This window comes from Desulfosarcina variabilis str. Montpellier, from assembly GCF_048565275.1.
Classification (GTDB): Bacteria; Desulfobacterota; Desulfobacteria; order Desulfobacterales; family Desulfosarcinaceae; genus Desulfosarcina; species Desulfosarcina variabilis.
The window spans coordinates 2,160,872-2,187,140 of the sequence record NZ_CP159846.1; the positions used below are offsets into that span (position 1 = coordinate 2,160,872).

The window sequence follows — 26,269 nt, forward strand, 5'->3', positions numbered from 1 at the left end:
GTGATGGGTGATCAGTTATCGGTGATCAGTAATGTAGGTCAGGTTGAACATTGGGAAACCCAACACCATGTGCTTTTAACCCTTCAACCTTCAATATAAACACCGATCTTTTCCTGACATTCGCATTGACATGAATCATAAGTTATCCATACACTTACCCAAGGTGAGCGATAAGCTTTTAGCAATTAGACGTTAGCTTCCGTCCGTTAAGCCTTTCTCCGCACTTTAATGTTCACCTGTTCGGTTAAATACCAAAATGCAGCAATTCTGTTGAATTATTTTCTAATCGACAACAGCTAACGGCCAGTCGCTCAAGTGAAACAATGTTCATCCAGAAATGACCAATAAGGAATCCCAGCATGGTATTCCCCATCCAAGCCATCCTTTGTGCGGTTGATTTTTCGCCTTTTTGTTCGCTGGTTTGCAATTACGGTGTGGCGCTGGCCCGGCGGGCCGGGGTCCCTTTGTATCTTTTTCATGCGGTCCACCACCCCCAGGACCGGATTCATCCCACACTGGTTTTCGAACGCGGTGGCGACCTGACCCACCATATGGCGGCCGCCAGGCAGCAAATGCAGCGGCTTATGAAAGATACGCCGGTCGACTGGGAGCCCGTGGTGCGATTTGGTGATCCAGTGGAGCAGATTACGGCGGTTGTGGATACCTTGCCCCCTTGTCTGGTGGTTTCCGCCAGCCATGGCGTATCGGGGTTTCGGCGGTTTTTTATCGGCACCGTGGTGGAACGTCTGTCACGCACCCTTGATTGTCCCATGCTGGTGGTCAAGCCCACCACGGGCAACGGGCACGAACAGGCCACGGATTTTAAGACGGTGGTCGTCAGTTGCGATGCATCCGGGCACTGGCATCAACTGGCACAGCTTATTTACCTGTTTGAGCCTGATCCCACATCGTCCATCTATCTGGTGCACGCTGTGGAAGGGCCCATGGAAATGCCCCTGGACGAACCCCGGCTGTCCTATGCACAGGCCCAGCAGGCATATCAGGCGCGTGTGGCGGACCACCTGGATCAGGCGGCCCGTAATTTGTTCGGGGATGAAAAACAGGTCTCCACCATGGTTGCACCAGGGGAACCGGAGGAGATGGTGCTGGGGGTTGCCCAGGCCCAGGCCGCGGATTTGATAGCCGTGGGCGTGCGACCCTCCGGACGGGTGGGGCGTTTGATTGCCGGTTCCACCACCGAGGCGCTGCTGCGCCACGCGCCCTGCTGTGTCCTGACCGTGCCGGAACCCAAAAAGCAGGCCGCATCCAAAGGAGGTGGCAAATGACCCATACCGGCGTGGTCTGGGATCCGGTTTATCTTGAGCATGTGACCGATGCGGGGCATCCGGATCATCCGCGCCGGCTGCGGCGTCTTTACGATTGTTTGCAGGTGCCGTCGATGGCTGATCGTTTCATCACCGTCACGCCTCAGGCTGCCGATGACCAGGAAATTTTGCTGATCCACAGCCCGGCATATTTAAATAAGGTCAAGGCGACCGTGGGCAAGGGTGGGGCGGCGCTCAGCGCCGATACCCTGACCTGCGATCGTTCCTTTCACGTGGCCGCCATGGCTGCGGGCGGGGTCATCAAGGCCATTGGCCAGGTGCTGGACGGTACCTTGGCCAATGCCCTGGTGCTTTGCCGACCTCCGGGTCACCATGCCGAACGAACCCGGGCCATGGGGTTTTGCATATTTAACAATGTCGCCATTGGCGCCATGGTGGCGCGCAAAATTATGGGCCTTGCCCGGGTGATGGTGGTGGATTGGGACCTGCATCACGGCAACGGCACCCAGCACGCCTTTGAACGTGACCCAAACGTATTTTTTTTCTCATCGCACCAGTTTCCCCATTACCCCAATACCGGTCACGCCACCGAGACCGGTCTGGGACCGGGGGAAGGGACCACCATGAACGTGCCTCTGATGAAAGGGTGCGGCGACGGTGAATTCATTGCCATTTACCAGCGCTTGTTCATGCCGGTGGTGCGGGCCTTTAAACCGGAACTGATTTTGGTGTCCGCAGGGTTGGACATTCATGCCGATGATCCACTAGGTGCCATGAACGTCAATCCGGCGGGGTTTGCCGGCCTTACCCGACTGATGCTCGATCTGGCCCGTGAGATTTGCCGCGGGCGGGTGGTGTTCTGTCTGGAGGGCGGCTACGACGCGGATGCGATGGCAAGCGGCGTACTGGCCATGATCGATGAAATGACCGGTTGCACCACCACCGATGTGAACGCCCTGGCCCTGGCAGCGGATGACAACAGGGTTAAAACGATTACCCATCGTTGTGCCCATGTTCACGGGCGTTTTTGGGAGGAATTGAGCCAATACGATTGATCCCATACGGGCCGGCCATCACGGCCAGGGGACCTTGACCGGCCAGGCCAATCCCTAATCATTCTAGGGGGTAAAATGATAAGTAAAATCAGCATTATGGAAGCGTCCGTAAGGAAATGGAACCGCATTCTGGCCGGCAAGGGGTCTGACGGAGGAGTGCTTGATTGCCCGCCCTGCCGCATTTTTTACGTGTTGATCTGCGTGGGCTGTCCCATCGCCCAATATACGGGCAAGAAATTTTGTAAAGGATCGCCTTACATCGAGTGGTATTGGCACCAGAACGATGTTCACGGCAAGATGGTACGCAAGATTTATTGTCCCGAGTGCGAGCGACTAGCCCGTAACATGCGCGATTTCATGATCGAGATTGTCGACCATCTGAAGGCCGAGAAGGCCGAGAAAGCCGTAGCCAAGGAAAGGGAGGGGGGATGAATCGAATTGCCCGGCAACCGGTGACCGCGGGTAGGAGACTCGGGTTTTGACCCAGGTGATTGCGCTTGGCCTAGCTGCCGAAACCATGCTGTTCGCCCTGGCGGGATTTTTTCTATTATGGCGGTTGGGATATACCATTGCCGAAGCCGGTGCAGGCGGTATTCTTCTGCTTTTTATGGCCCTTTCCCTGATTCATCAGGTCGATATTTTTATTGGATCGCCGTGGCCCGGACTGGTGCTGGAACTGATCATCCTGGTGGGTGTACTGACCGCTGGGGTGCGTCGACGGCACTTGCTTGCCGGCTGTTTCCGCACCGTGGGCCGGCTGATCGGCCAGGAGCAATTTGCCTGCCTGATCATTGCCGGGGGCTGGGCCGTGATGGCCATCCTGGCGGGAATCGGGTACGGAGTAGCGGAATTCCAATCCGTCAAGGGAGGGGAATTCGGCTGGTTGCACGGGAACATGGCCCTTTGGAGTTCTTTGCATCCGATTCCGCCACTCAATGCCCCGGCCTTATTCTATCACACCTCGCGTTTCGGACTTGCCCCGGGTGCCTGTGGTTTCGGGGTGCTGGCCCATATGGCGGTGGGGTTTTCCACATATGCGCTGGCCCGGCGATATGCCTGGCCGCCCATGGCGCTGACCATCACCCTGATGGTGGTGAGCATGCCGCGTATGGTGAGACTGGCCATGCATCCGTGTGCCGAGCTGATATCCGTTGCCGCCATTGTTGTGTGCGTGCTGCTGCTGTATCGGCTGGTGGAACAGCACCTGGTGTGGGATCTCTACTTTTTCCTGCTTTGCCTGAGCTTTTCCATAGACGCCCATCCCATGAGCCTGGCCCTGGTTCTTGTCCTGTTGCTGTTGCTGACGGTGGTGATGATGCGCCGGCACGGCTGGCTGTTGTGCCGCGAGCTGATAATCGCTCGGCCCATACCAATGGTCATGGTTGTTTTGCTGACTATGGGATTGGTTCAGGTGCCTGTTTTTGCGCTGAACCTGGTCCACGGCCATCCACTGCTGGGCCGGGCCGTTGTTTTTGATACGGACGGCATCATCGGCGCGACGGCCAACCTGATCCGCTACCTGTTCATCAGTATCGATCCCACCGAAGCCGTGCGCAATGCCCTTGTGTGGCTGGTCGGTCTGGATCTGAAACAGGTGATGACGGGCCTGTATAACATGACGGTGGTATCCTTGTTTGGGCGTTCCGGGGCCAGTGCCGAATTTGTGCCGGTATTTTCGGGCAGCGGTCCGGCAGGCTTTGGACCCGTGGCAGCGCTGTTGGTATTGCCGGCCATGGTTCATGCGGCGTTGCGTGGGCCCCGGCGGCTCAAAGCGTTGAGTGTGGCCTGGCTGGGATACCTATACCTGGCGGCCCTGATTCTTGCCTGGACGGCCGACAATCTCATCGTATTGAGCCCGCTTTATGTGGCCAACGGATTCATGGTCGCTTTTTTCCTGCCGCCTTGGCGACTGCGCCGGCGCGGCATGCGACTGTTGCAGGTGCTTTTTGTTTTGCTGTTGGTTTTAGCGGTAATCGGTAATCGGTGATCGGTGATCGGTGATGGGTGATGGGTAATGGGTGATGGGTAATGGGTAATGGGTAATGGGTGATGGGTGATGGGTGATGGGTGATGGGTGATCGGCGAGGGGCGAGGGGCGAGGGGCGAGGGTGGTGGGTGGTATACCACAAACCACAAACAACCAACCCTTCAGGTTAGGTGTTGAAAACCAGGGATATCTGGAATAATAACAACTGAAATTTCGTTTGTTGAATACTGCCCGTGTTGCTTGTCAAAGATGGGCACGGGTTCTATAGATCATCGATCTATCCATTGCCAGGAGGGCAGGGAAACGAAGTGTATGAAAGTGGATATTAACCGGTTGGTTCAGCGTTACGGCCAGCTTGAAAAGCGGGTCCGGCAATGGACTGAAAATGTGTGCCGGCCCTATTGTTCGGTCTGCCGGCACGTGTGTTGTCGAGACCATTTTTGTAGTGAGGTTCGGCAAAGCGTTTTTCTGTCACGCGTGGCCAATCAATTTTCTGCGCAAGCGGTTTTTGATCCCGCCCATGGCTGGCTTGGTCAAACGGGGTGCACGCTGGTTGCGGGACGGCCGCCGGTCTGTTATGAATTTGTTTGTCGGGCAATTGTCGATGGCGTTGCCGGTGATTCCCTTCGTCACCATGCCCTGCTGGTGGTGAGTATGGTCATGACATACGTGGGGAAAAAGGCCATTGGCGGCCGCCATGTGGTCGAAGTGACCCGATCCGCCGACCTGAAACGGATCAACGTCAAGCGATTCTTGAGCCGATTGGATCAAGCCGAAGCAGCGTTTGATCTGGCGGCGGATTTTTTGGATGGTCGGCAAGTGAGCGCACGGTCCGATCTTTTTTCGAGTATCGTATCGGAGCCCAGAACAAAAAAAACGTTTTACGGAGATTGACGTGAAATCCTCTAAGAACCCTTTTATGGCGATTACCGTCGTGTTTATTGTCATTGCTTCCGGGCTGGCAATTTTTTTCATGTTTAAAAAATGGCACCTGGATCAGATCACCCAAAGTCAACAACAGGCACAAAGCGAGTGTCTGGAGGTGATTCAGAAGCTTGAGGCGGATCTCGAGGAAATGCGGGCGCAGCTGCAAACAGCGAGCGAGAAAAGTTCGGAAGACGATCTTTTCCCGACTGTTTTCGGCACCGCATCATCCGAAGATGATGCCAACGATCTGCCTGCCGACTGTGAAAAGGTGGAAACGCAGTTGAAGTCCTTTTTTCAATATCTTGATCGTCAACGCTATATGGCGGACCGTGACATCGAAGGGGGAAGCGCCGGTTTCTTCAGGGACTGTGCCGCGCGTCTTTTAGCCGATCCACCGGTAAATGTTGCCGAAATGCAGGATATGTTTCGCCTGGTGAAAAACGTCACGCATTTTTATCGGGTGCTGGGCAAAGACCGGCTTGAGGTTGGCAAAGATATTCTGAATGCCGAGGATCGCGTTCTGGAGCCGGCATTGGGATTGCTTTACGCCCGAATTGTCGATTGCCGCCGTCCACTGCCCGGTGATGGCGCCCCCTTGTCCATCGAACGCATCTACGATTATGCCGGGTACTTTCTCAATACTTTGGGGGGGCGCAGCTACCTGCTGCGGCGTGAATCCAGACTGCGAATGCTCGTTACCTATTATTCGATTCTCATTGTCGACATTGCCAACGATGAAAAATACAATCGCTACGGTATCGATTTGCGTCCCTATATCGACTACCTGTTCTATGACATTTCCAATCAAAAAGGACTGGCCTACCGCGAACGCTATTTGACTCGCCTGACCGCACTCAAAGACAAATATATGTAGGGATAATAAATAAATTACCCTCAAAAGGGGATGTCTGAGATGGGGAGAGACGGGGATCGGTTATCGGTTATCGGTGATGGGTTGTCAGTAATGTAGGTTGGGTTTTGTGCCTCAACCCAACCTATGATATTTCCGGCTTGCTCTGTAGGAGCGGTCCATGGCCGCGACAATGAAATGGCCGGCGATTGTGTATGGTCGCAGTCATGGACAGCTCCTACAGGCTGGCACGGAGGAGGGTGTGGAATTAAAAAAACCGGTAACCAGCCCTTTACCCTTTACCCTTCAGCCTAAACGGCTATCCACCTATTTTCCAGTCATGGCCAACATCGCACGATCCAATCGTTATCGTTGTCGTAATCGATCTTTTACCTTTCGATTACGACAACCGCTGCGCTTCGCTCCACTGATAACGACAACGAAAAGGCTCCCCCCTGTCTCAAGTGTGTGCAAAGACTATATCCATAGGGGGGACGTTAAGTGTAAAAAATTTGTAATACTAACATTCTTTCTTGTAGCCAACCGTCTGGCCGGCTATGGATGCATCGTTAATTGGTCTGTGTTTGATCTGACATCCTTTAACGATATATAACGGTGCTGCCAATGAAAATGCCTGAACTGAAAATCGGCCATTTGATCAGTCGACTGCCAATCATCCAGGGCGGTATGGGTGTTGGAATTTCCATGTCCGGTCTGGCTTCCGCAGTGGCCAATGCGGACGGTATCGGCGTGATTGCCGGTGCAATGGCCGGTATTTGTGAAAAAGATGTAACCACCAATGGGCTGGAGGCCAACTGCCGGGCACTGGCCAGGGAAATCCGCAAGGCCAGGGAAAAAACCCGTGGCATTCTGGGTGTCAATATTATGGTTGCCCTGACCCATTTTACGGATTTGGTCAAAACCGCCATTGCCGAGAAAATTGACATTATTTTTGCCGGTGCCGGTCTTCCACTGGATCTGCCCGCATTCTTGAAAAAAGATGACCGCACACGGCTGGTGCCCATCGTTTCATCGGGTCGAGCCGCCCAACTGATCTGCAAGCGGTGGTTTCAGCGTTACCATTACCTTCCGGATGCCTTTGTGGTGGAAGGTCCCAAAGCCGGCGGACATTTGGGTTTCAAGGCCGAACAATTGGATGATCCCGCCTTTTGCCTGGAGAATTTGGTCGGTGATGTGGTTGCCGCGGTGGAAAAAGTCGAGGCCCAACATGGCGTGCGCATCCCCGTGATCGCTGCCGGTGGGGTTTACGATGGTGCCGATATCCACCGATTTTTGGAACTGGGCGCCAGTGGGGTTCAGATGGGAACCCGTTTTGTGGCCACCCACGAGTGTGATGCGGATCCGGCATTCAAACAATCCTATGTGGACGCCAGCAAGGAAGACCTGATGGTCATTAAAAGTCCGGTAGGCCTTCCCGGCCGGGCTTTGAGAAATAAGTTCCTGGTGGATGCGGCCGCCGGTACCAGGCGTCCCTTCCGCTGTCCCTACCATTGTATTAAAACCTGCGACCCGGAAAAAAGCCCCTATTGTATTGGCTTGGCCCTGGCCGCCGCTAGGCAGGGGAAGTTTAAAAACGGTTTTGCCTTTGCCGGCGCCAACGCTTACCGCGTGGACAAAATTGTTTCCGTTAAGGAACTGATGAACGCGCTGGAGCAAAGCTATGATATGGCAACGACTCCGGTCTTGGAGCCTGCCTGAAACAAACCTGTCTATAACCCGTTAACGGGGCCTGTGTCGGTCCAAATGTTGTTTTTCATAGCTCCGTTTTCGGGCTGTTTTTCTCCCGCATACTAAAAAATACCTGCCCGCTTGTTCCCGGCCGATTAGTCAAAACTGACTTTAAAAACAAGGCTTGGTTGGGGTATAATTCCACAATAATCCAACGTTTCCCGTTTTTTAATCACATGATACTGGGAGGTGCAGCATGGTCGAAAAAGTGATCATCATGGGTGCCGCGGGACGAGACTTTCATAATTTCAACGTTTATTTCAGGGACAACGAGCGGTACCAGGTGATCGCCTTTACCGCCACACAGATTCCCGATATCGATGGCCGTGTATACCCGGCCGCGCTTTCCGGGAAACGCTATCCAAAAGGCATTCCCATCTACTCGGACAGCCGGCTGGTGGAGTTGATCAACACCCACAAGATTGATCTGGTGGCTTTTTCCTATAGCGATGTTCCCCATGTGGAAGTCATGCACAAAGCCTCCCTGACCACCGCAGCCGGGGCCGACTTTATCATCATCGGTGCACCGTACACCATGCTGAACTCCAAGAAGACGGTGATTTCAGTGTGTGCCGTGCGCACCGGTTGCGGTAAATCGCAAACCAGCCGCAAGGTGATCCAGATTCTGCAGGCCATGGGCAAACGTGTGGTCTCGGTGCGTCACCCCATGCCTTACGGTGATTTGACCCAACAGATTGTTCAGCGGTTTTCATCCCGGGAGGATATTACCCGCCAGCGATGTACCATCGAGGAACGGGAGGAGTACGAGCCGGTTGTTGACATGGGTGCCGTGGTGTATGCCGGTGTCGATTATGGACTGATCCTGGAGGCGGCGGAAAAAGAGGCGGACGTGATTGTCTGGGACGGGGGCAACAACGATACCCCCTTCTTCAAGCCGGATCTGGGCATTGTGGTTTTCGATCCGCACCGGGCCGGCCATGAAACCTGCTACCATCCTGGTGAAACCAATATGCTCATGGCCGACGTGGCAGTGATCAACAAGGTGGACAGCGCCCAGCCCGAAAAGGTCGAACAGGTACGCAAGACCATTGAAGCAAACAATCCCGGGGCAGCCATTATTCTTGCCGATTCAGCGGTCAGTGTAAATGAGCCGGATCAGGTCAAAGGCAAGCGTGTGCTCGTGGTCGAGGATGGCCCCACCCTGACCCATGGCGAGATGAGCTATGGCGCCGGTGTGATCGCCGCCCGCCGATTCGGTGCCGCATCCCTGGCCAATCCGCGTCCGTACCTCAAAGGAACCCTGGTGAAAACGTTCCAATCCTACCCGCATATCGGCACCCTCTTGCCGGCCATGGGTTACAGTTCCGGCCAGATCAGGGATCTGGAGGACACCATCAACGACTGCCCCTGTGATCTGGTGCTTTCCGCCACGCCCATCGATCTGACTGCCGTGGTCAAGGTCAACAAACCGGTGGTCCGGGTGCGCTACAGCTACCAGGACAACAGTTCACCCACCCTTGAAGACGTGATCCGTAACAAACTGGGCGATCGGCTTTGATATAAGCTGTGTATGTGTATCCCCGCTGGATTGATAGGGGGCGGGGCATGGCCGCGAAAAGGCCAAATTAAACATAAAGAATGCCAACCCGTCCTTCAAGTCTTCGGCCTAAACGCCTATACAGCTATAATGTCGCAGGCATGGCCAACTCCTACAGGCCGGGGTCTGGATGGTGTTTGGGAAAGATAAAATCGGTAGTATCCTGCCCGCCCTTCAGCCTTCATCCTAAACGGCTATCCCCCTATATCCATAGTATTGCCCAATATAACCGGTAGTTTTTTGGACTTGATCGTAAGGCATATTTGCCTTACCATGAATACGTCATCAACATAAAGGTGAGCCATGACATCACTAAAGATTACCGCTAAAGGACAGGTCACCTTGCGTCAAGATATTCTCGCTCATCTTGGCGTAGAGCCGAAGCAAAAAATTGAGATTGAGAAATTACCTCATGGCAGTATCATAATTAGGGCCGCAGCACCAAAAGGCAATATTTCGGATTTTATTGGCTGCCTTGCCCAAGAAAGTGGACCGGTCTTGAAGATTGACGAATTGGCTGAAATTGCCAGCCAGGGATGGGCGGGCGAGGTTTTAACAACGAGCGGTGGCCATCATGAAATCGCAAGGTAAATCCGCTCGCTTGCCGACTGAATAATTTTCCTCACTAAATTCCTGGTATTCCATAATTGGATATATCCCTTCTGGATTGATAGGGGCATGGATGGTGTTTGGAAAAGATAAAATCGATAGTATACCGCCCTTCACCCTTCACCCTTCACCCTTCACCCTTCACCCTTCACCCTTCACCCTACAACCTACAACCTACAACCTACAACCTACTTTCGAACCACCCCCACAATCCCATCAATGATCCCGCTAATTTTCCTTTCGGCCTCCCGCTGTTCTTCAATGGATGAAAATCCAGAATCCAGCTCCCGAAAAATGGCCTCGAATGGGGAAGGGGGAATCGCCGCATTGGCCCGATGGACAGCCGGCCGCGGATAAAGCCCGTCTTCGAAAAAATAGTTGGTCATGCCCAAAGCATTCGCTTGCCGAAACGGCCAGGCCAATTTAAGGCCGGCAAAGGTGCTCAGCAATGCCGCCGCCTGAGAACCTGCCGTAAAATCATCGGGATGGACCGGTCGTGCCAAACGGCTTTCCAGGATTTCGAAAAAGGCGGTCAGCAGACGGCGCTCGGTAACGATGAGGCCGTGAAGGTGCCAGTGCGCCATGCTTTGGCGCAGGGCGGCCAGCCAGCGCGACGGCAACTGCTTAACACTGGGGCAGAAATAGGAACGGCAGGCCATGCCCCCGTAATAGCTGAGACCTCGCCAGTCGATGCCGTTGTTGCCCGCTGCCAACGGATGCAGCAAACAGCCCACCCGACGGCCTTCGTCTTCGATCATGCCCAAATACGGACAGTGATGAAAATCCGGGAAGGGGCGATCCGGGCATTCAGCGTTTTCCACCCGCGCCTTGAAGGCGTCGATGCCGGCCACGGTGCGCGGCACGCCGGCAAACCAGTGCGTGCGCCGGACAAGCATGGCCTCCAGTGCCTCCAGTGATGGATCCACCACATTGTAAAGGCCGCAACAGGCACCGCAGGACACCTCGGGGCCGGTCTGGCACAGGTAAACGGACTTGCAGTCGGCGTCAAACGGCTGGTACTTCATGATGGTGCATGCAGGACTAGACCCGCCGGCAGATCCTCCCCGAAAATTACGCTCTGTTCCTGTTCGGCCATGGCAATCACCTCGCGTAGATAACGACTATGCGTTTCCAGGAATTTATCCTGCTGGATGTTCTGGGTCATCCAGTCCATGACCTGGCCGACTAGGGCGTCGTCGATGTCGCGCGTGCGGTCGCCGGTTTTACGGCACAGCTGGCCAAGGGCCACAGCAACGGGTTTTGGATCGCGCCAGTCGATGGACAAAAGTGTCTTGATCCATAGGGCAACCTCTTGGGCTGGGATGACGCGATCGACCGATCCGTAAAGCAGTTCCCGGGCGCCGATGCGCGATAGGGACCAGAAATGCTGGGGCTTGATTTTCTTGGGTTTCAGCTCGGCCAGCAGCGCGCGTCCCCACCGGATTTTTTCATTGGCCTGCACATGCTCCATGTTGGCGGCTGCCATCCACATTTCCAAGCGTTCCTGGGGGGGGATTTTTCGGGGAGCGGTTTTTTTGGGCAACAAAAGGGGGGCCAATTCCTGGATGAACTGGCGTTGCTGGCCGGGGGTCAGACCGGCCGCCACTCGTCGCCACAAAATCCACCACTCCACGCGTGCCTGGGTTTGATTGGCAAACACCAAATCCCGGCTGTAAATTCGCCAGATGGCTTTCATGCGCATGGGATCGGCGCCGTCAGCCAGGCCCGGGCGCATACAATAGCCCAGCAAATTGAGCCAGCGGATTTCATGTTGGGGGGAAATACGGCGGGTTTTTTTTATTTCTAACAATTCATCGGCCAGGGCGCGAATGAAACTCAGGGGCCACGCCTGACGCGGCCGGTCGATCAGGCCGGCCAGGGTTTTGCCCACGGCCTCCAGCTTGCTTCCGGCCTTGCGATTCGTAAACGTTTGCTTGATCAGATCCCGGGCCTTGTCGATTATATCGCTGTCAAACACTTCCTGGTCGGCCAGGTCGGTCGGGGATGGGCCGCTGCGCAGTTGGAAATGCAGTTGCCAACGATGGTCGCTGGTCCGACTTTGACAGGCCAAAGAAAGGGTGCCCACCTCGGTGTAGCTGGCGACCAGCTGGACGGGAATGCGGGCCTTGGTTCCTTTTTTACCGTATTGAACAATCGTTTGAATGGGTGAAAGGGCCGTCAATGTATCATCGATGGTGATCAGGTCACCGGTTTGGTCTCCACTGCGATAGCTGGAGCTGTAGACATTGAACGATACCGGCTGATTGCCCCGAACCTCGAAATCGTGATCCTCGAGGGTGATGGTTGTGCCTTCCTCCACACCACGGGTCACCAAGCACAACGCCTGGCGCTTGCCGCCCTGACCCTGGGCCACTTCCAGGTAGTAGGCGCGTGGGCTGCCGCTGCCTACGCGCACCCCACTGCCGTTTTTTACCAGCCCGTAATAGGCGGCACCCAGCGATACGGCCAGGTCAGGGTTCGGGTTCTCCATGATGCGCGGCAGCTCGTCCGCTGTTTTGTCGAACCATTTGACGATGGCATGACGGATCTGCTGCTGAATGACGTCCGGCTTCAGGCTGCCGCCGTTAAATAAGATCAGGTCCGGTAGGGGATGCGCTTTTCCCAGATGGGTGGTTACATCAGCGCGATGGCGCTCCAGAAACCAGCCCAGGTGCCGGGTGACGGCGGGCTCCTGATCATAAGGCAGACCAAACTCGGTGATGCCCTTGCGCTGGGCGGATTTGCCGCTTTCGGTTGCCGCGACGATAGGAAAAAAACCGTCTAATACAGTGGACTCCACGTCCTGATGGGTCAGAACGGCGGTGAGCGTGCCGCCGATCAATCGGCCGCCTTCTCCCAGGATGGTAATCGTTTCAGTTTCGGCTTCGTTGTCCAAAATGCGTTCTTTGGCCTGGCGGCACTGATGGCAAAGGGTCTTCCAGCGGTTGCCCTTCAGTGAAAGCTGCCCGCTGGAGAACTGGCCTTCGATTCGCCGCGCAAGCGCCAGATCCACATTGTCACCACCCAGGATCAGGTGGTCGCCCACCGCCAGGCGTTCAAACCCCAGTTGGCCATCGATATCCTTCAGGTAGATGAGGGTGAAGTCCGTGGTGCCGCCGCCCACGTCACAGACCAGGATCAGCTCGCCCGGCTTGACCGACTCGTTCCAGTCCGTTTCATGGGTCATCAACCAGCTGTAAAAAGCGGCCAGCGGTTCTTCCAACAAAATGACATTGGCCAAGCCGGCCTCGGTGGCGGCTTCCAGGGTCAGTTCGCGGGCCACTTCGTCAAAGGACGCCGGCACGGTGACGATGACCACCTGCCGTTCCAATGATTCATCTTCGTCCGGGTGGGCCTGATTCCAGGCATTCCGGATATGCGCAAGATAGGCTGCGGCGGCCTGAACCGGTGAGACCTTGGCCACGTCATCACCGGCTCCCCAAGGCAGGATTTTTGCCCGCCGATCGGCATTGGCGTGGCACATCCAGCTTTTTGCCGATGCCACCAGGCGGGCCGGCACCGTGGCCCCCTGGTCCCTGGCCAGGGTGCCGGCAAAGTGGTCTGCCGGACGTTGCCAGGGCATGACCACGGCGCTTTTGGCAATATCGTACTCGCCGGGTATATAGAGAAACGACGGCAACACCGGCAGCCGATTGATCTCCCCCGGACCGGTCAGTTGAGGGATCGGGAAGGTTTGGATTTGACGGGGATGATCCTCGGCTGACAGATCAACATAGGCCACCGCCGAATTGGTGGTCCCTAAATCGATGCCTACGATATAGCGTTGGTCATTAATTTTCAAATGCCTCTTGCTCCCTTACATTGAATTCCAGTTTCCAACGGCGGCCATCGACCTTTGAAACGCACCACAAGGCCAGCGTGCCGACTTCGGTAACCTGGATTTCAAGGGTGACCGGAATGATGCTGCCGGCCTCACCATCCAGTGTGGTCTCTATTTCGGTGATTGCCCTGATTTCGCCTTCCCAATCATCGATCACATCGCCGGATTGGTCATCGTGTCGTGAGGAGCCCAAAAAATCAAATTTGGCCGGCTGCCCCACCACCAGTGCGAATTCACGGTCTTCCAACAGGATCTGGCTGCCTTCCTCCATGCCAAAGGGCGCAATGCAAAGGGCCTTGGTGGGGGCCGGGATACCAGGTACGGCAGGCATGGAAGCGGCAATGCCGATATAGTAAGATTTGTTCAGTCCGTAGCGGATGCGAACCCCCCGGCCTTTGCGGGCCAGACCATAGTAAGTCGCGCCTTTGGCAACGGAGAGGTCGAAATTCGCCGAGGTGATTTCACGCACGGCTGGGGCGTCGCCATCTGGTGTCCATTCGCTCAAAAGGTCTGTGATGCGTTGGCGGATTGGGTCGGCCTTCATGATACCGCCATTGAACAGAACGGCCGAGGGGATGCGATCGTTGTTCTGATGCAGGAACTTGGCCAGATGATGGGTCACGGACGGATCGGATTCATAGGATAGACCGAGTTCCTGCAATCCCACCCGATTGCCCTGCGCCGGCATGGTGGTGGCCTCACATTTAGGGAAAAAACCGTCCACTAGAACGCGATTGACGCTATCCCGGGTGAGCTGGGTTTTCTGGGTGCCGCCGATCAGGCTGCTGCCGCGTCCCAAGATCGTTACCGGGTATTCCTCGGCATCGGCGTCAGCCAGAAGGCGTTCCTTGGCCTGGCGGCAGCTGTGCCACAGCCCACGCATCTGCCAGTTGTCCAGGCGCGTGCCTTTTTCGGCCATTTGTTGGGCCAGGGAGTAAGCCAGGGCCAGGTCCATATTGTCCCCACCCACCAGCAGATGGTCACCCACGGCAATGCGCTCCAGCACCAGCTGGCCATCCTCCTCTGTAATTTCGATGAGGCTGAAATCCGTGGTCCCGCCACCCACGTCACAGACCAATACCAGGTCGCCCTTGGCGACATCTTCGCGCCACTGGTCGCCCATGGACTCGATCCAGGCATAGAACGCCGCCTGGGGTTCCTCCAGAAGCGTGACATTTTGCAGGCCGGCCATCTCAGCGGCTTTGACGGTGAGTTCGCGGGCCACGGCATCAAAGGATGCTGGAACGGTTAAAAGAATTTCCTGGGCTTCGATACGCAGATCGTCATCATCTTCGGCCATGGTGTAATTCCAGGCATCCCGAATATGCTCCAGAATGGACGCCGATGCCTCGACCGGTGATTTTTTGGATTCAGTTTCGATCGTGCTGCTCCAGGGCAGGATCGGCTGGGAACGATCCACCAGTGGATGACAGAGCCATGATTTGGCAGAGGCGATAAGGCGGTGGGGCAGTTCAGCACCACGGTTGCGGGCGAATTCTCCAACAATCAGCTCGTTGTCTTCGTCCCATGGCAAGGCCATGGCCGCTTCGGAAACATCGTGTTCACCCGGAACCAATAGAAACGATGGCAGCATATCCCTATCTTCCACCACGCCGGCGTCGATCAGCTGCGGAATCTCGAAAATATTGATGTCGGAGGGTTGACCAGGAACGATATCGGCCTCGGTATAAGCCACCACACTGTTGGTCGTGCCGAGGTCAATGCCTATGATGTATGTTGGTGTTGCCATTAAAAGCTCCCCTTTCCGCTGTCTGGCTAAAGTCCTGCGAGGCGATATACCGGTTTCTCCGGCTTGATTCGCTGGGCAGGAAGGCTGTCATTGTTACTTGCTTTTAGAAAATAATCGATATCAGTTCGATGATCAGGTCAATTGGTTCCGACCATATATAAAACAAGAGCAACCAATTTTAATGGCCCTTGCGATGAATGCAAGCATAAATAATCTTGAAATTTAGTTTTTACTAGATAAGTATAAGATTTAATAACAAAAATAAGTTTTCTGCAGGATGGCCCGAATCTGATGGTCGGCGTCTTGACAACTTATCTGAGAGTGGTGGGTAAACGATAAAAAAGCTTGATGGACTCGTAAAAAGTGCCAGACTCGTCATGCCGGACTTGATCCGGCATCCATAAACTATTGAAAACAATGGATTCCATCCTGCGCCGGAATGACGCCGATTTGGAATTCTCGACTTTAGATCGGCCCTATTGGTTTGCCCTTTGTGAACGGTCTGATTTGGTGAGCTTTTTCAAATCTTTTTGTGCTTCTTTGCAGCCCTTGCGGATATCATTAGGCATATTTTTAAACTCATGTTTGAATGACCGGCCAGTATGAACACCGGTATCTTTCATATTTTTCCCGATTTCCTGCCAGTCGGCTTTAAATTGTTGCCAGACGCTGCTTTCAGCAGTTTGCTGCCCATTTTTTTGTTTGTTGCCATCGTCGGCTAAGGATGGGGCTGCTATCATGACGGCGATGATGAAAAGAAAAATCAATCTAAACATTTTCATAATCATTTTCCCTCCTTTTGAGCGGCAAAATACCAAGCAAGGAAGAGACCAACTCGTCTGTTTCTAATAATATACAGAAATATTAATGGATTGGGAAGGTTTTTGAATGATACCGTCGTATCATTTTTCAAAAATGGGCATCATCCGTACAAAAAATGTCAACAATCATTTTTTCCGGGGATAAGGGACTCGAGCCAAAAAGCCGGTTTTCCAGTACTCACTGTTGAATTATTTTAAACTTGGGGCCAAGACGGCTTCCAAAAAGAAAGCACTTAGCACGTTTTGATCAAGCCCATGATATTTATTGGTGCCCCCGGCAAGAATCGAACTTGCGGCACATGGATTAGGAATCCATTGCTCTATCCACTGAGCTACGGGGGCAAAATTTTAACTTCCCGAATTTTTTGCTAATTTAAGAGCGCCCTTTCTGGTGATTGCCTTGGGGGTACTCTCTGGGGTACTCCGGTCAAGCTGATCTGGCGTATCGTCGCTTGGGGGTACTCCGGGGGTACTCTGGGGGCCAGAAAACATTCTTTTGCCGATGGCAGAAGCCACAACAGCACCGGCGGCTTCATCGCTGTGATCGTAATAATTAATCATATCGACCGACCGGTGACCAGTGGCTTCCATGATATCACGCGGCTTAAATCCCATATCACGCGCATTTGATACAAATGAATGCCGTAGGTCATGAATGCGGGCCTTTTCAGAATTTGGAAGGCCTGCGCGTTTCCAGGCGCCTTTGAACCCCTTCAGGATGCTTTGAGAGAACGGTTTGCCTTTCCACTTTCCAGTTGTATGGACAAAGACAAAATCAACCGGTTCACCGTTTACCTTTACCCTGGGTGTGCGGTCAAGCAGATTCTGCAAATATTGATCAATTTCCTTACGTTTGGGGATGGATTTGCGGCGCTTATCGTCCCAATCTTCAAAATAGATGTATCCATCACGGATCTGTGACCACTTCATTTTAAGGGCAAGGCCCTTGCGCAATCCAGACCGGGCAAGGAATTCGATCAGGAAACGGGTTTCACCAAGCTGGGCAAGTAGCTCCGGCATTTTTTCAGGTGGGACTGACATGCCGATACGGGCCTTTTTCTGTTTGTCCTCAACTGGTGATTTTTTTTCTGGTGACCTGGCGGCCAGGGCCGGATTGTATGATTCGGGTACAAGCTGGTAGGTCTCGGCCAGCTGGAATATCTGTGACAGCAACAGCCTTTCACGGTTCACCGTTTTGGCATTGGCGCCTTCCTTCAGTCGGTCAATGATGTACTGTTCGACTTTCCCCTTGCTGATATCGATCAGCGGCACATCACCGAATAAGCGCAACAGGTGATTGTTAAACCTGCCTTCCTCAGTCGAAACACCACTATAATTCTGAGCCCTGCGAGCGGGTAGGTAAGTATCTTCCATGAACGTGGCCATGGGTAACCGCTTGGTGCTGGACGCATATTTCCGCTGACGTTCTTTTTCCTCTTGTAATTGGGATTCGATTTCCTTGGCCGTGGTAAGGAAGTGGCCGGCAGATTGTTTCTTTTGCCAGACCACCTTGCCGTCAATCTTCAAGGTTTCACGGACCAGGAACAGCACCTTGGAATTCTTTTTGCCATTGGTCAGATTATACCCGCATTTGCATTTAGCTTTGCTGAGACTGTTCCCTGATTTGCATTGTGGGCATTTGGCGATGATCATTTTTTTCCCTTTTTTTTCTTTGCCATGGCTTTCTTGGCGCGAGATTCTCTGACGGTAAACCGGGTACTGCATGCTTTTGAGCAGAACCTCCTTTTATATCCACGGTTGTCGAAAAAATAATTCCCACATTCATCGCACTCTTTTATAGAATCAAATGGAAATAATTTAAAAGAGTTAAAGAACTTAGCTATTATGTAAGGTACTGATAAAACCTGCACATCGTCTTCGTATCTTTTTTGATCTTCAGCTGACCCATAAATCAATTTCCAATCGCTACGGATTGTAACCGATTGCTCCTCAAATATTTCAAGATCTTCATTGAAGATATGCTCACACCACTTGTTATTCTGAACCATAAATGGTGTTTTCTGTTCAAATTCAAATTGCCTACCTTTTTTCAACGTATCCATTAACAAGAAAAATGACTCTCTTACCTTTTTTTGCCAATGTGCAATTTCGTTGTTCAACATAGATAGAGTCTTTACTTTCAAATCAATCTCGGTACTGTCAGGCCAAACCGCACGGATTAATCTATATATGGCTGGCATGACATCTTCGAACTCAGTTTGATGTATGAAATCCAACACAGCGTGAATCAGATCAGCTGCAATATCTTCCTGACTTTTTGCCATCCTATCTCCTTTTAATTTTTCATTACTACTATTTGATAGAATCTGCCGGTGTAGCTGTCAATAATAAAAATGACAACAGTAATAAAAAAATATATTGACTTGCAAAAATAATATAATATATAAATGTAGTATCAAAAGTATAAAATGATACTACACACGAAAGGAGATACTTCAATGGGAAACGAAGTCAAATTCAAACTGAAGGGTGATGTCACCATCGGCGGGCGGGAATTCATGTCAACGGATGCTTTTGCGGAGCAGACCGGCATTGCAAAGAAGACCTTGGAGATTCACCGGTCAAAGGGCAAGGGCTGCCGTTTTTATAAGATTGCTGGCAAAGCCCTTTATGCCGTCGATGATGGCCAGGCCTTTCTTGAGTCTTTGTGCGTTGAAACTGCGGTTTAGGGATATCTGGCGACGATGGCGAAGCCAAGAAAAGGCAGCAACGAATTTGCGGAGCTTGACCCGAACTATGAAGACGAGACCAAGGTTTATCTTCGCAAGGAAATGATCCGGTCTCCCGCATTTAGGAGTCTATCAAGAGTCTCACTGCTCGTGCTTATGGACTTCATGTGCAAGCGTTGGATGGCAAAGGCGGGATCTGAACAAACAAGAGACGGCGGCAAGAGAAAAAAGTGGGTCTGCAACAACAACGGAAAAATAAAGTATGCGTACAGCGTCGCCAAGGAAAACGGAATAAGCCGGGTGCAATTTCGAAATGCTATCGATGAACTTCAAACGAAAGGTTTTATCGACATCACCCATATGGGGAAGGGCGGAAGAAAACCGGCAAATGGTGAAGGCGACTCAACGACATACCTCATTGATGACAGATGGCGTGAATTCGATCCTGAAACAAAAAAATCAACAATCCCGCCACGCAAGCCAAGGCAGAAAGACAACCGAATGGACCGTGGGTTCCAAAAATACTGGGCAGATCAAAAACAATTATAAGTATCGAAATCGATACCGGTTAAACAGTTAACCAGTATCAAAAACGATACCAGTTAGACAAAACGGGGATCGATGAGAAAAGCCAAAGCCGCTAAAAACAAGGGTTCATTGAAAACGAGTGTTCGGCTAACCGGTATCGAAAACGATACTATCTTAAAGATCTTCCCGCAGTACCCCCAAAAAAAAACCAAAAAAAGCATCAAAAACCAGCATCGGTCGATTTTGACCCCATTTTCGACCCATCAACCAACAACGAAAAGGAGCGTTTAATGATCCAAAAAGACCATTCATGGACAACCAAAAACGAGATCAATTTTATCAAAGGTCTCGGCACTGGTAAATTCACCAATGGCAACGCCACAGTCGAACAGCAGACCCGTGCTGAACTCTTGGTGAAATACATCGATGCCGCAAAACTTCGAACCAATTGGGGCGCGGTCGATCAGGAGAAGGCGATCAGCTTTGCTGAAGAATGTCTTCGGCATGAACTCAACAACTGATGAAAGGAGCAGGGCATGAAAAGATTAGAAGAAGTTGGCAAAGGCATGATGGAAAGTGAGGACGCACTGAAGCTGAAGGGGTTGGCACATGCCCTTTCCTTCGCAGCATTGCACGAGGACTTTGATCCAGGGGAAGAAGACCTCCTCGGTATCGCCCACATTATCGATGACATTTCCAAAAGCGTGGAAAAGAAATTCCAGGCAAATGTTGAAAGAATCGATGAGCTTGCTGAAATGGTAATTAAGGAGGGGTCATGAACGAAGATGCAAAACAGGTGACGGAAAACACCCCGGTAATCGATAGCGCAACGCTGAGCCAGATTGTGATGGACCACGACAAACAGCTTTTCGAATTATTGAAGACGGTTCGTAACCTTGAAGATGGCGTGCAGCGGATACTGCACCAAAAGGGTGTCGGCAGTAATGACGGCCTGATCACCGAAAATCCAATGCTTGATTTCGAGACCTGCCCAAAGTGTGGGGTGATGCTCGACGCCATTGACGAAAAGACCCACCATTGCCCTTCATGCTTGAGGGTTTATCGTGCCAAGTAAACCACGCCGATACTGTGCAGCCTATCCATGTCCCAACCTGGCCGAGCCGGGCAGCGCATACTGCCTGGCTCACCAGCCAGCATCGAGGCCGGGCACCAAGAAGGAGACCGACCCCTTTTACAATTCAACGGCGTGGAAACGATTCAGGGTATGGTATCGGAGAAAACACCCTCTTTGTGAGCAATGCCAGAAAGAAGGGCGGCTGGTACCCATGGCTATTGTCGATCATATCGTGGAACTGAAGGACGGTGGAGCGCCACTGTCTGAAGATAACGTTCAAAGCCTGTGCCGGTCATGCCATCAACGTAAAACGGCGCGTGAGGCGCGTCTGAGGCGTGAAAATCATCAGCAAGCCAGCGCTTGGCACCGGGCTGGCATCCAAATCGTGAGTTAATTTTCAATGAAAGGAAAACAATGGTCGAAAATCGACTAAAACGTTTTAAGGCAATGGGTTGTTTCAAGCTGGCCGATGATTTGAAGCCACACCCGATTAGCGAACTCATACCACCGATGGACGGGGATACTTACAAAGGGTTCAAGGCTGATATTTGGAGGCATGGGCTAATTGAACCAATAATTCTTTACCAAGGCAAAATTCTGGACGGTAAGGAACGGTACCGGGCATGTAGAGAACTCGGCGTCGATGTTTGGGCGCGAGAGTGGGAAGGCGGCATGGACCCGGTTGAGTATGTTATATCAAACAATTTGTTGCGCCATCATAAGTCCACCCAGACGCAGCTGAACCTTTTTGAAGAGTGAAAAATGGGTAAACGCGGACCAAAGAGCGCAGCGGCGAAATTTGCAGCCAACCAACACAGTGGACCCTATTATCCCGATGGCTTCCCCTGGGACAATCCGAAACTGAACCGGGCAAGCCGGGTGATCAAGTTCATCGAGTCCCTGCCGATCACCGCCGGCGTCCATGCTGGCAAGTCCCTCAGGCTTCGCCCCTGGCAGAAAAAAATAATCCGGGCCATGTACCGGACGGTGCGTAAAAAGCGCATCGTCCGTACCGCCTTGATAACGATGCCTCGCAAAAACGGCAAGTCTGCGCTGGCGGCGGCCTTGGCTCTTTGCCACCTTCTGGGCCCAGAAGCCGAGCAACGCGGCCAATGTTACAGCGCAGCGGCAGACCGTGAACAGGCCGCTATCATCTTCAAAGAAATGGAAGCCATTATCCTGGCTATCCCCGAATTTGAGGAACGGTGTCACATTCAGAGCTTTTACCGACAGATCACTGATTATCAAACAGGCAGTGTTTATAAGGCAATGAGCGCCGATGCACGCAAAGCCCACGGTCTGAGCCCATCGTTCATGATTTACGATGAATTAGCACAGGCCAAAGACCGGGAGCTGTACGACAATCTGACGACCGGTACCGGCGCCAGGGCCGAACCGCTGATGATCGTTATCAGCACGCAAAGCCCGAATCCACATCATATCATGTCCGAGTTGGTGGACTACGGCGTTTCAATCAATGACGGCACCCTGCCACCGGATCCAGCCTTCCACGCGACGATCTACGCGGCGCCCGATGATGCCGATCCCTGGGACGAAAAGGTCTGGAAGGCTTGTAACCCTGCCTTGGGTGATTTCCGGTCTTTCCCCGAAATGAAACAGTTTGCGGAACAGGCCAAACGGATGCCGACCAAGGAAGCGACTTTTCGAAACCTGTATTTGAATCAGCGGGTAGACGCTGAAGCGCGTTTCCTCAACACTGTTGACATCGATGCCTGTGCCCTGGCTGATTTCCCCGATCTGGCCGGCCGACCGTGCTATGGCGGTCTGGATTTGTCCAGCACTCAGGATTTGACCGCCTTGGTGCTGTGCTTCCCACCGGTTGAAGACCATGAGCCCTTTTATGTGATTCCTTTCGCCTGGGTGCCTTCTGATAGCATCCGGCGGCGCAGCAAAGAAGACCGGGTGCCCTATGATGTATGGCAAAAGCAAGGCCATATTGAGCCCGTGGCCGGTTCAGTGATAGATTACGGGCCGATTCTGGCCAAGATAGACGACCTGGCGCAGCTGTATGACCTGCAAGCAATCGCCTTTGACCGCTGGGGTGCGTCTCGAGTTGTCAACGACCTTACCGAGGCCGGAATGACGGTACTTGAATTTGGTCAAGGGTTCGCATCGATGAGCCCACCGTCTAAAGAGCTGGAAAAATTGATTTTAGAACGCAAGATAGCATACCCAGACAATCCGGTCATTAAGTGGTGCCTGGGTAATGTCATTGCCGAGACCGATGCCGCCGGAAACATCAAATTCAGCAAGAAAAAATCAGCGGAAAAGATAGACGTGGCCGTGGCTGCGGTCATGGCCCTGGACGGTGCTATCCGGAACGCAGCACAAAAAGTTGAACCATCAATCGTCTGGATATAGATTTGTAAAGTTGTCTTGACAAGTTTTCTAAACATGTGGTATGACGCTGAATAATTAGAGAGCTGTTGCTTGGTATAAGTTGGAAAAGGGCCGTGCGGGGCCGCACCCATCGCACGCGCCCTTTTTCTATTTTTGGAAGGACCGACATGAAAAAACGAACATTTCAGATTGAAGTCGGCAATGTCCGCGATGCCGATCAGCGCACCATCGATGCCACCTTATCAACAACCTACCCGGTAAAACGCTATGATGGTGAAGAAGTACTTTCCCACGATCCTGAAGCAGTAGACCTTTCACGCGCACCGCTTCCCCTTATTACTTCCCATGATTCACGTCAACTCCCGGTAGGCGTGGTTGAAAAGCTGGAAGTAATTGACGGAAAACTCAAAGGAGTACTTCGAATATCTTCCACAAAAGAAGAAATATGGGAAGACATCCAAGGGGGGATACTTCGCAATCTGTCAGTGGGGTATTTCGTCAAATCAAGAAAGCGGACTGCCAATGGTTTCTTGGTGACCAAATGGCAACCATACGAATGTAGCCTTGTCGCGGCCGGTGCCGATCCTGCGGCGGGTATTGGCAGATCGATCTTTAAACCGATTCGAAAGGAAAACAGATCCATGGATTTAAACGATATTTTGAAGGCGAAAAAACGGGCCGTCGATGAACTTACCGAGCTGGCCATGACCGAAAACCTTGACGACGCGGCGAACCAGCGGTTTGAAACCCTGAAGGGTGAAATCCGTGGGTATGATACCCGGATTGAAGCCCTTGAGCTGGCACAGGCCGGAAAAGACGACCTGCAGAAGCGTGGCGACGCCTTCCAGCCCACCCTGGATAAAAAGAACGATCGAAACATTCTGAATGTTTCGGGCGGGCCGGTTGCTGACCGTTCATACGCCGGGATGTTCAACCAGGGCCGGGAAATCCAGATTGATGAAGCCGAGATCCAGCGGTTCCGCGATACCATGACCAGCGGCGTAGGTGCTGATGGTGGTCTGGCCGTTCCCGAACCGGTTGCAGCCAAGTGGCTGGATGAATCCCTGCCCAATGAAATCATCAGGCCCCGTGCACAGGTTTGGCCGATGACCTCCGGCACCATTGACGTGATCGGCTGGGATACGTCCGACCTTTCCGGCGGTGATTTTTTTGGTGGTTTTGCCATGGAATTCTTGGGCGAGACGCAGGAAGGCACCAAGCAAAAAGGCAAGCTGAGAACCGTCCTGATGCGGGCCAACAAGGGCGCCATTTTCGTGGACATAAGCAACGAGCTACGCGAAGACGGAACCGGTTTCGAATCCCAGCTTGAAAGGGCCATGAAAACGTCTCTGTCCCTGGGAATGGATTATCATTTCCTGCGTGGCACTGGTGTTGCGCAACCATTGGGGATCTTGAACCATGACTCGCTGATTTCTGTTGCCAAAGAAACGGACCAGGCGGCCGATTCAATCGTTTTTGAAAACGCGGCCAAAATGTTTGCCCGGATGTACCCGGCGGGCCGATCCAAGGCTGTGTGGATTGCAAATGAAACGTGCATCCCGAGTTTGATGAGCCTTTATGTTCCCACTGGCGATACCGGGCAAGTCTTGCCTGTCTTCAAAGACTACAATGGCCAACCAACGTTATTTGGCAGGCCCGTGCTTTTTAGTTCGAATCTGCCGACCGTGGGCGATGCCAACGACCTTATTTTTGTCGATCTGAGCCAATACGCCATAGGTCTTAGGCGCGATATGCGGCTGGAAAAATCCAACATTCCCGGATGGACTCAAGACCTCATGAGCTACCGCGTGCTGGTACGCTTTGACGGTATGGGAGTCTGGGACAGCGTTTTGACACCTCGCAACGGTGATACCCTAAGCTGGTGTGTCGGTCTGGCAGAAAGAGCTTAATCCGGTAAATACGGGGCGGGTGACCGCCCCTTTCTTCATGAGGTGTTTATGGGATTTTTCGACTTTCTGAAGCGCAAGCGCGGTTCCTGGGGCAGCTATGACGCATTTCACAAGGAACGGGAAACAGACAGCGGCGCCCGCGTCACCGATGAATCGGTCATGGGTATTCCGGCGGTTTTTGCCTGTGTCCGCGTGCTGGCTGAATCCATTGCAAGCCTACCGCTGATTGTTTACGAACGGCTGGAAGATAACGACCGGCGGCGTGCAAGGGGCTTTTCCCTCTATCAACTCCTGCATGACATTCCCAACCCGCTGATGACCGCTTCAGAGCTTTGGGAAATGATGGCCGGTCACCTGGCGCTCCGTGGTAATGCCTTTGCATACATCGAACGCGATGCCGGCGATGTGGTTGCCCTGTGGCCCTTGCACCCGGGGTGCATGACCGTTGAACTCAAAGACCGGGATTTGATTTATACCTACCAGACCGAAGGCACTGAGCGGAAATACCGATCATCTGACATTTTGCATATCCGCGGCTTATCGTCCGATGGCATTATCGGGTATAGCCCACTGGCGATATGCCGGGATACCTTCGGGAGTGCCATTTCAGTACGTGAATATTCGGCCAAGTTTTTCAAGAACGGTGCGGCACCTGATGGGATTCTGACATTAGCCCACGCGGTATCGAAGGAACAGTCCGAAGTGTTGCGGGATTCATGGAATAGAGGTTTCCAGGGGTCCGGAAAAGCCCATAAGACCGCGATTCTCGGCGGTGACATGAAATGGCAGGCCGTGGGCATATCACCTGAAGATTCCCAAATGATCGATAGCGCGAAGTTTTCCGTGGTGGAGATTGCCAGAATATTCCGGGTGCCCCTGAATCTGGTCATGGATTACGAACGCAGCACATACAGCAACGTCACCGAGCAAAATCGATCTTTTTTGACCCATACCCTACGCCCTTGGTTGACCCGTATCGAGCAAGCCGTTTTTAAGGCCCTTCTGACCCAAGATGAAAAGAAACGATATTTTGCAGAGTATCTGACCGCTGACCTTCTGCGCGGTGACACCAAATCCAGATATGAAGCGTACGAGATCGGAAAGCGGGCCGGATTCCTGACCGTCAATGAAATCCGGGCGGCTGAAAATATGAACCGAATTGAAGGCGGCGATATAGTTGGCTCGCCGTCTTCATAGTGGTGGGGAGCCTGGTGAACTCTCCATTACGCCGGCCATGGTTTGTGCAGGGCCATGGCCGGCACCCCTTCCCAA

Annotated in this window: 25 protein-coding genes and 1 tRNA gene; 19 read left to right on the plus strand and 7 right to left on the minus strand. The window is 52.9% G+C overall.

What is annotated here, in order from left to right; translation table 11 throughout:
- Window positions 1-359 precede the first annotated feature (359 nt).
- The 9 genes from Dvar_RS09670 to Dvar_RS09710 all read left to right on the plus strand — a co-directional run bounded on the left by Dvar_RS09670 (window position 360) and on the right by Dvar_RS09710 (window position 10,003).
- Window positions 360-1,286, plus strand: a complete 927-nt coding sequence (locus Dvar_RS09670; protein ID WP_419661480.1) for a universal stress protein — start codon at window positions 360-362, stop codon at window positions 1,284-1,286.
- A complete protein-coding gene (locus tag Dvar_RS09675; protein WP_419661481.1) occupies window positions 1,283-2,341 on the plus strand; it encodes a histone deacetylase in 1,059 nt (352 codons plus the stop codon). Before Dvar_RS09670 ends, Dvar_RS09675 begins: the two co-directional genes overlap by 4 nt.
- Window positions 2,342-2,416: 75 nt before the next feature.
- On the plus strand, window positions 2,417-2,773 hold the full coding sequence (locus Dvar_RS09680; RefSeq protein WP_419661482.1) for a hypothetical protein: 357 nt from the start codon (window positions 2,417-2,419) through the stop codon (window positions 2,771-2,773).
- 46 nt (window positions 2,774-2,819) lie between these two features.
- Window positions 2,820-4,328 (plus strand): hypothetical protein, encoded by a 1,509-nt coding sequence (locus tag Dvar_RS09685; RefSeq protein WP_419661483.1) that lies wholly within the window; start codon window positions 2,820-2,822, stop codon window positions 4,326-4,328.
- 312 nt (window positions 4,329-4,640) lie between these two features.
- Window positions 4,641-5,222 carry a hypothetical protein gene (locus Dvar_RS09690; RefSeq protein WP_419661484.1) on the plus strand — a complete coding sequence of 194 codons (582 nt, stop codon included), beginning with the start codon at window positions 4,641-4,643 and terminating at the stop codon, window positions 5,220-5,222.
- Between the two features lies 1 nt (window position 5,223).
- Window positions 5,224-6,129 (plus strand): hypothetical protein, encoded by a 906-nt coding sequence (locus tag Dvar_RS09695; RefSeq protein ID WP_419661485.1) that lies wholly within the window; start codon window positions 5,224-5,226, stop codon window positions 6,127-6,129.
- A 600-nt stretch (window positions 6,130-6,729) separates the two neighbouring features.
- Complete coding sequence (locus tag Dvar_RS09700; protein WP_419661486.1) at window positions 6,730-7,824, plus strand: NAD(P)H-dependent flavin oxidoreductase; 1,095 nt, start codon at window positions 6,730-6,732, stop codon at window positions 7,822-7,824.
- 226 nt (window positions 7,825-8,050) lie between these two features.
- Entirely contained in the window at window positions 8,051-9,373 is a 1,323-nt protein-coding gene (locus Dvar_RS09705; RefSeq protein WP_419661487.1) for a cyclic 2,3-diphosphoglycerate synthase, read from the plus strand.
- Window positions 9,374-9,715: 342 nt separating this feature from the next.
- Window positions 9,716-10,003, plus strand: coding sequence for an AbrB/MazE/SpoVT family DNA-binding domain-containing protein (locus tag Dvar_RS09710; RefSeq protein WP_419661488.1), 288 nt, complete (start codon window positions 9,716-9,718; stop codon window positions 10,001-10,003).
- Between the two features lie 206 nt (window positions 10,004-10,209).
- On the opposite strand, the gene Dvar_RS09715 is transcribed toward Dvar_RS09710, so the two are convergent.
- The 7 genes from Dvar_RS09715 to Dvar_RS09745 all read right to left on the minus strand — a co-directional run bounded on the left by Dvar_RS09715 (window position 10,210) and on the right by Dvar_RS09745 (window position 18,718).
- On the minus strand, window positions 10,210-11,046 hold the full coding sequence (locus Dvar_RS09715; protein ID WP_419661489.1) for a hypothetical protein: 837 nt from the start codon (window positions 11,044-11,046) through the stop codon (window positions 10,210-10,212).
- The gene (locus Dvar_RS09720; protein ID WP_419661490.1) at window positions 11,043-13,823 is read right to left on the minus strand and encodes an Hsp70 family protein; all 2,781 of its coding nucleotides are present in this window, start codon (window positions 13,821-13,823) and stop codon (window positions 11,043-11,045) included. The genes Dvar_RS09715 and Dvar_RS09720 overlap by 4 nt, the downstream gene beginning before the upstream one ends.
- Window positions 13,813-15,612, minus strand: coding sequence for an Hsp70 family protein (locus Dvar_RS09725; protein ID WP_419661491.1), 1,800 nt, complete (start codon window positions 15,610-15,612; stop codon window positions 13,813-13,815). Before Dvar_RS09725 ends, Dvar_RS09720 begins: the two co-directional genes overlap by 11 nt.
- A gap of 476 nt (window positions 15,613-16,088) precedes the next feature.
- The gene (locus Dvar_RS09730; RefSeq protein ID WP_419661492.1) at window positions 16,089-16,400 is read right to left on the minus strand and encodes a hypothetical protein; all 312 of its coding nucleotides are present in this window, start codon (window positions 16,398-16,400) and stop codon (window positions 16,089-16,091) included.
- Between the two features lie 299 nt (window positions 16,401-16,699).
- Window positions 16,700-16,775: transfer RNA gene (locus Dvar_RS09735), tRNA-Arg, on the minus strand.
- Window positions 16,776-16,781: 6 nt separating this feature from the next.
- A complete protein-coding gene (locus tag Dvar_RS09740) occupies window positions 16,782-18,086 on the minus strand; it encodes a tyrosine-type recombinase/integrase (protein ID WP_419661493.1) in 1,305 nt (434 codons plus the stop codon).
- Window positions 18,083-18,718 (minus strand): hypothetical protein, encoded by a 636-nt coding sequence (locus Dvar_RS09745; RefSeq protein ID WP_419661494.1) that lies wholly within the window; start codon window positions 18,716-18,718, stop codon window positions 18,083-18,085. The genes Dvar_RS09740 and Dvar_RS09745 overlap by 4 nt, the downstream gene beginning before the upstream one ends.
- Window positions 18,719-18,892: 174 nt before the next feature.
- On the opposite strand from Dvar_RS09745, the gene Dvar_RS09750 reads away from it, so the two are divergent.
- From Dvar_RS09750 to Dvar_RS09795, 10 genes are all read left to right on the plus strand, one after another.
- Window positions 18,893-19,123, plus strand: a complete 231-nt coding sequence (locus Dvar_RS09750) for a hypothetical protein (RefSeq protein WP_419661495.1) — start codon at window positions 18,893-18,895, stop codon at window positions 19,121-19,123.
- A 15-nt stretch (window positions 19,124-19,138) separates the two neighbouring features.
- On the plus strand, window positions 19,139-19,672 hold the full coding sequence (locus tag Dvar_RS09755; RefSeq protein WP_419661496.1) for a hypothetical protein: 534 nt from the start codon (window positions 19,139-19,141) through the stop codon (window positions 19,670-19,672).
- 269 nt (window positions 19,673-19,941) lie between these two features.
- Complete coding sequence (locus tag Dvar_RS09760) at window positions 19,942-20,172, plus strand: hypothetical protein (RefSeq protein ID WP_419661497.1); 231 nt, start codon at window positions 19,942-19,944, stop codon at window positions 20,170-20,172.
- A 15-nt stretch (window positions 20,173-20,187) separates the two neighbouring features.
- Window positions 20,188-20,430: a hypothetical protein gene (locus Dvar_RS09765; RefSeq protein WP_419661498.1), complete on the plus strand. Its 243-nt coding sequence runs from the start codon at window positions 20,188-20,190 to the stop codon at window positions 20,428-20,430.
- Window positions 20,427-20,726, plus strand: a complete 300-nt coding sequence (locus tag Dvar_RS09770; protein ID WP_419661499.1) for a hypothetical protein — start codon at window positions 20,427-20,429, stop codon at window positions 20,724-20,726. Before Dvar_RS09765 ends, Dvar_RS09770 begins: the two co-directional genes overlap by 4 nt.
- Window positions 20,716-21,120: an HNH endonuclease signature motif containing protein gene (locus Dvar_RS09775; RefSeq protein WP_419661500.1), complete on the plus strand. Its 405-nt coding sequence runs from the start codon at window positions 20,716-20,718 to the stop codon at window positions 21,118-21,120. Before Dvar_RS09770 ends, Dvar_RS09775 begins: the two co-directional genes overlap by 11 nt.
- 20 nt (window positions 21,121-21,140) lie before the next feature.
- On the plus strand, window positions 21,141-21,485 hold the full coding sequence (locus Dvar_RS09780; protein ID WP_419661501.1) for a ParB N-terminal domain-containing protein: 345 nt from the start codon (window positions 21,141-21,143) through the stop codon (window positions 21,483-21,485).
- A 3-nt stretch (window positions 21,486-21,488) separates the two neighbouring features.
- Window positions 21,489-23,108, plus strand: coding sequence for a terminase large subunit (locus Dvar_RS09785; protein ID WP_419661502.1), 1,620 nt, complete (start codon window positions 21,489-21,491; stop codon window positions 23,106-23,108).
- Window positions 23,109-23,254: 146 nt separating this feature from the next.
- Window positions 23,255-24,997, plus strand: a complete 1,743-nt coding sequence (locus Dvar_RS09790) for a phage major capsid protein (RefSeq protein ID WP_419661503.1) — start codon at window positions 23,255-23,257, stop codon at window positions 24,995-24,997.
- A gap of 48 nt (window positions 24,998-25,045) precedes the next feature.
- Window positions 25,046-26,194, plus strand: coding sequence for a phage portal protein (locus Dvar_RS09795; protein ID WP_419661504.1), 1,149 nt, complete (start codon window positions 25,046-25,048; stop codon window positions 26,192-26,194).
- The last annotated feature ends 75 nt before the right edge of the window (window positions 26,195-26,269 follow it).

Bases quoted from the DNA above. Each gene is read 5' to 3' on its own strand.
- Dvar_RS09700 (WP_419661486.1), top strand. From the start codon at position 6,730: ATGAAAATGCCTGAACTGAAAATCGGCCATTTGATCAGTCGACTGCCA.
- Dvar_RS09750 (WP_419661495.1), top strand. From the start codon at position 18,893: ATGGGAAACGAAGTCAAATTCAAACTGAAGGGTGATGTCACCATCGGC.
- Dvar_RS09745 (WP_419661494.1), bottom strand. From the start codon at position 18,718: ATGGCAAAAAGTCAGGAAGATATTGCAGCTGATCTGATTCACGCTGTG.
- Dvar_RS09795 (WP_419661504.1), top strand. From the start codon at position 25,046: ATGGGATTTTTCGACTTTCTGAAGCGCAAGCGCGGTTCCTGGGGCAGC.
- Dvar_RS09725 (WP_419661491.1), bottom strand. From the start codon at position 15,612: ATGGCAACACCAACATACATCATAGGCATTGACCTCGGCACGACCAAC.
- Dvar_RS09730 (WP_419661492.1), bottom strand. From the start codon at position 16,400: ATGATTATGAAAATGTTTAGATTGATTTTTCTTTTCATCATCGCCGTC.
- Dvar_RS09760 (WP_419661497.1), top strand. From the start codon at position 19,942: ATGATCCAAAAAGACCATTCATGGACAACCAAAAACGAGATCAATTTT.
- Dvar_RS09785 (WP_419661502.1), top strand. From the start codon at position 21,489: ATGGGTAAACGCGGACCAAAGAGCGCAGCGGCGAAATTTGCAGCCAAC.
- Dvar_RS09680 (WP_419661482.1), top strand. From the start codon at position 2,417: ATGATAAGTAAAATCAGCATTATGGAAGCGTCCGTAAGGAAATGGAAC.
- Dvar_RS09755 (WP_419661496.1), top strand. From the start codon at position 19,139: ATGGCGAAGCCAAGAAAAGGCAGCAACGAATTTGCGGAGCTTGACCCG.
- Dvar_RS09675 (WP_419661481.1), top strand. From the start codon at position 1,283: ATGACCCATACCGGCGTGGTCTGGGATCCGGTTTATCTTGAGCATGTG.
- Dvar_RS09705 (WP_419661487.1), top strand. From the start codon at position 8,051: ATGGTCGAAAAAGTGATCATCATGGGTGCCGCGGGACGAGACTTTCAT.
- Dvar_RS09790 (WP_419661503.1), top strand. From the start codon at position 23,255: ATGAAAAAACGAACATTTCAGATTGAAGTCGGCAATGTCCGCGATGCC.
- Dvar_RS09690 (WP_419661484.1), top strand. From the start codon at position 4,641: ATGAAAGTGGATATTAACCGGTTGGTTCAGCGTTACGGCCAGCTTGAA.
- Dvar_RS09715 (WP_419661489.1), bottom strand. From the start codon at position 11,046: ATGAAGTACCAGCCGTTTGACGCCGACTGCAAGTCCGTTTACCTGTGC.
- Dvar_RS09780 (WP_419661501.1), top strand. From the start codon at position 21,141: ATGGTCGAAAATCGACTAAAACGTTTTAAGGCAATGGGTTGTTTCAAG.
- Dvar_RS09740 (WP_419661493.1), bottom strand. From the start codon at position 18,086: ATGATCATCGCCAAATGCCCACAATGCAAATCAGGGAACAGTCTCAGC.
- Dvar_RS09770 (WP_419661499.1), top strand. From the start codon at position 20,427: ATGAACGAAGATGCAAAACAGGTGACGGAAAACACCCCGGTAATCGAT.
- Dvar_RS09710 (WP_419661488.1), top strand. From the start codon at position 9,716: ATGACATCACTAAAGATTACCGCTAAAGGACAGGTCACCTTGCGTCAA.
- Dvar_RS09765 (WP_419661498.1), top strand. From the start codon at position 20,188: ATGAAAAGATTAGAAGAAGTTGGCAAAGGCATGATGGAAAGTGAGGAC.
- Dvar_RS09670 (WP_419661480.1), top strand. From the start codon at position 360: ATGGTATTCCCCATCCAAGCCATCCTTTGTGCGGTTGATTTTTCGCCT.